We start from the raw sequence: 3,983 nt of genomic DNA on the forward strand, positions 1-3,983 counted from the left end.
CTGGAGCTGGCCGAAATTCTGCTCGACGAAGGCAGGGTCGATCAGCGGCTCGGTCTTCGGGTAGCCCGCGCGCATCAGCGCCTCGGCGGTGAGCCGGGTGCGCGAGAGCGGGGTGCAGACCAGCCGGGCCGGGCGGGGCAGGCGGGCGGCCAGCACGGCGTAGCGCCCGGTCTGGGCCTGCATCGTCGCCTCGCACAGGGGCACGTCATCGGTGCCGTAGAGATAGCTGAGCGAGTTCGGGTGCACGAGGGCGTGGCGGATGAGCCAGAACTGATGCATGCTCATTCTCCGATGGCCAGCAGCGCACCACGGACGCGCGCGTGGCGGAACTCGCCTGCGAACACCAGGATGGCGGCGAGCGCCCAGGCCGCGTTCAGCCCCGTCGCCAGGGTGAACTGCCGCCAGTCCATGGCGTGGGTAAGCAGCGCGGCGCGCAGGCCTTCGAAAATATGCGCGGCGGGCAGGGCCTGCGCCACGGGTTGCAGCCAGCCGGGCAGGGCGGTGAGCGGGTAGTACACGCAGGCGAGCGGGGTGACGCCGAACGCAATGGTCCAGGCCAGGGCCTCGGCCCCCGCGCCGTAGCGGAACAGCAGGGAGACGATGCCAAGCGCCACCCACCAGCCCATGACGAGCAGGTTGATAAAGAACAGCAAAACCACAGGCCCCAAAGCGAGAATATTATAGCTATAGAGAAGGTACGCGATGATTGTGGCAGGAAGCAGGCCGACCAGCGTGCGCACCGCAGACACGATGACGAGCGCGCCCAGCAGCTCCCCCGGGCGCAGAGGGCTGACGAAGAGATGCCCGAGATTGCGCGACCAGATTTCTTCCAGGAAGCCGATCGTCACGCCGAGCTGCCCGCGCAGCATGATCTCCCACAGCAGCACGCCGCCGATGAGCCCTCCCGCCGCCACGGCGCGCGGGGCGCCATGCGCGGAGGCGATATAGGTGGAGGTGAAGCCCCAGATCAGCATGTTCAGCGTCGGCCAGTAGGCGATTTCCGCCAAACGCGGCCAGGAGCGGCGGTACATGGCGGCATGGCGGTACAGCATGCCCCAGATGCGGCGGATCATAGCGTCTCGCTCCGGGCGATGTGCAGAAAGACCTGCTCCATGTTCTCCCGCCCGTAGCGGGAGATGAGTTCCTCCGGCGGGCCGCGGTCCACGATGCGTCCGGTCTTCAGCATCAGCACGTTGTCGCACAGGCGCTCCACCTCTCCCATGTTGTGCGAGGCGAGCAATATGGTGGCACCTTGCGTGCGCCGGTAGTCCTCCAGCACGCCGCGCACATAATCGCCGGTGTCGGGGTCCAGGCTGGCGGTGGGTTCGTCCAGCAGCAGCAGCTCCGGCTCGTTGATCAGCGATTTCGCCAGGGCCACGCGGGTCTTCTGCCCGGCGGAAAGCTCGCCCGCCGGGCGGTTCAGCAGAGTGCCGAGGTTGAACTGCTCGGCCAGTGCTGCGATGCGGCGGGCGAGGTTCGGCACATTATATAAGTGCCCGTACACCACGAGGTTCTCGCGCACGGTAAGGCGCGCGGGCAGGGCGATATAAGGTGAGGAAAAATTCATCCGCGCCAGGGCGGGGAAGCGGTCCCGCGCCATGTCGTGCCCCAGCACGGTGATGTTGCCCGAGGTGGGCACCAGCAGGCCGAGCAGCATGGCGATGGTGGTGGTTTTGCCCGCGCCGTTGCCGCCAAGCAGGCCAAGGATTTGGCCGGGAGCGAGGGTGAAGGAGATGTCATCCACCGCCAGCGTATGCGGGTAGCGCTTCACCAGGTTCTCGACGCGGATCGCTTCCATGAGGTGGGGATACGTGGCGGCAAGGGGTGTGCCAAGGGGGACGCTTCGTCATGCCCGCGCGGGCGGGCATCTCCCCGTCCACAGGTCCCCGTCATTGCGAGCCGGCGAAGCCGGCGCGGCAATCTATCTTTCATCCGGCACCCTGCAAGATGGATTGCCACGCCCGCTGCGCGGTCTCGCAATGACGCGGTGAACGGCTTAAACCCAGCGGATGGACTCCCTCGCCCTCTATATCCACTGGCCGTTCTGCCTGAGCAAATGCCCGTATTGCGATTTCAACTCGCATGTGCGCGAGCGGATTCCGCAGGCGGAAATGCTCGTCGCCCTGCGGGCGGAGCTGGCTTATGAGGCGGCGCGGCTGGGGCCGAGGCGCGTCACGTCCATCTTCTTCGGCGGGGGCACGCCGAGCCTGATGGACCCCGAGAGCGTGGCGGCGCTGGTCGAGGATGCCACCACCCTGTTCACCCCGGCGCCGGACATTGAAATCACGCTGGAGGCCAACCCCACGAGCATCGAGGCCGGGCGCTTTGCCGCTTACCGCGCGGCGGGGGTCAACCGCGTCTCCATCGGGGTGCAGAGCTTCGAGGAAGCCTCGCTCAAATTCCTCGGCCGCCAGCACAGCGCGGGCCAGGCCATCGCCGCAATCGAATTGGGCGCGAAAATCTTCCCGCGCATCTCCTTCGACCTCATCTACGCCCGGCCTGAGCAGACCGAGGCCGCCTGGAGGGCCGAGTTGGCCCAGGCGCTCACCCTGGCAGCGGACCATCTCTCGCTCTACCAGCTCACCATCGAGGACGGCACCAAATTCGCCACGCTCTACGGGCGAGGGGAATTTACCCTCCCGGAGGAAGACCTCGCCGCCCGGCTGTACGAGGCCACCGCCGAAGAGGCGGCGCGGTTCGGGCTGCAACCCTACGAAATCTCCAACTACGCGCGCCCGGGAGCAGAAAGCCGCCACAACCTCGCCTATTGGCGCTACCAGGATTACGCAGGCATCGGCCCCGGGGCGCATGGGCGCGTCACGCTGGGGGGCGAATTGCGCGCCACCACCCGCCACCGCGCCCCGGAAGCCTGGATGGACCTCGTGGAAACCCAGGGCCACGGCACCACGGCGGAAGAGGACATCGCCCCGGCCGACCGCGCGCGCGAGGCGCTGCTGATGGGGCTGCGGCTGGCCGAAGGCGTCTCCATCCCCCGCTTCGCCACCCGCACCGGGGTGGCGCTGATGGACGCCATCGACCCCGCCATGCTGGCCGCCTGCATCGAGGAGGGCTATCTCACCCTCTCGGACAGCAATGTTGCCGCCACGGAACAGGGCCGCCACCGGTTGGACGCATTGCTGCCCGCTTTGCTCCGATAGTATAGGCCACAGCGGATAAAGAGGACTTTTGATGCGTTACATCTCCACCCGCGGTCAGGCGGAGCAGAAAGACTTCTCGGGCGTGCTGCTGGCCGGCCTTGCCGCCGATGGCGGCCTGTACATGCCGCAAAGCTGGCCGCAATTCTCCGCCGCGGAGCTGCGCGCCCTGCGCGGCCTGCCCTACCCCGAGCTTGCCGTCCGCGTGCTGGCGCCGTTCATGGGCGATTGCATTAAGTTCGACGACCTCCAGGCCATGTGCCGCCGCGCCTATGCCGGGTTCACCCACAAGGCCATCGTGCCGCTGGTGCAGCTGGACACCAACATCTACGCGCTGGAGCTGTTCCACGGCCCGACGCTCGCCTTCAAGGACATGGCGCTGCAGCTCGTCGGCCATCTGTTCGAGCATGTGCTGGCCGAACGGGGCGAGAAGATCCGCATCGTCGGCGCCACCTCCGGCGATACCGGCTCCGCCGCCATCGAGGCTGTGGCCAACCGCAAGAATATCGACATCACCATCCTGCACCCTTACGGCAAGACCTCCGAGGTGCAGCGCCGCCAGATGACCACGGTGAAGGCCGATAACGTGCTGAACATCGCCGTGGATGGCAATTTCGACGACTGCCAGGATCTGGTGAAGGCGATGTTCGCAGATGCGCCGTTCCGCACCGAAATGAACCTTTAGGCGGTGAACTCCATCAATTTCGCCCGTATCGCCGCGCAGATACCATATTACGTGTTCGCCGCGCTGAACCTCGGCGCGCCGGAGCGCGAGGTGGCAGTTTCCGTGCCCACCGGCAATTTCGGCAACATCCTGGCTGCCTGGGC

The 3,983-nt window shown here is 66.7% G+C and carries 4 protein-coding genes and 1 pseudogene; 2 read left to right on the forward strand and 3 right to left on the reverse strand.

Going from position 1 to position 3,983, the window contains the following annotated elements:
• From ACLPJJ_RS12605 to ACLPJJ_RS12615, 3 genes are all read right to left on the reverse strand, one after another.
• The coding region (locus ACLPJJ_RS12605) for a histidine phosphatase family protein (RefSeq protein WP_443591324.1) at window positions 1-279 on the reverse strand (279 nt) is incomplete at its 3' end.
• A 2-nt stretch (window positions 280-281) separates the two neighbouring features.
• A complete protein-coding gene (locus ACLPJJ_RS12610) occupies window positions 282-1,073 on the reverse strand; it encodes an ABC transporter permease (protein ID WP_443591325.1) in 792 nt (263 codons plus the stop codon).
• Window positions 1,070-1,798, reverse strand: a complete 729-nt coding sequence (locus ACLPJJ_RS12615; RefSeq protein ID WP_443591326.1) for an ABC transporter ATP-binding protein — start codon at window positions 1,796-1,798, stop codon at window positions 1,070-1,072. Before ACLPJJ_RS12615 ends, ACLPJJ_RS12610 begins: the two co-directional genes overlap by 4 nt.
• Window positions 1,799-2,009: 211 nt before the next feature.
• Here ACLPJJ_RS12615 and hemW point away from each other — a divergent pair, with 211 nt between their 5' ends.
• Both hemW and thrC read left to right on the forward strand, forming a co-directional pair.
• A complete protein-coding gene (hemW, locus tag ACLPJJ_RS12620; RefSeq protein ID WP_443591327.1) occupies window positions 2,010-3,158 on the forward strand; it encodes a radical SAM family heme chaperone HemW in 1,149 nt (382 codons plus the stop codon).
• Window positions 3,159-3,189: 31 nt separating this feature from the next.
• Window positions 3,190-3,983, forward strand: a pseudogene (gene thrC / locus ACLPJJ_RS12625) (threonine synthase); the annotation flags it as partial.

The sequence above is a fragment of the Acidocella sp. genome (assembly GCF_052326845.1).
Classification (GTDB): Bacteria; Pseudomonadota; Alphaproteobacteria; order Acetobacterales; family Acetobacteraceae; genus Acidocella.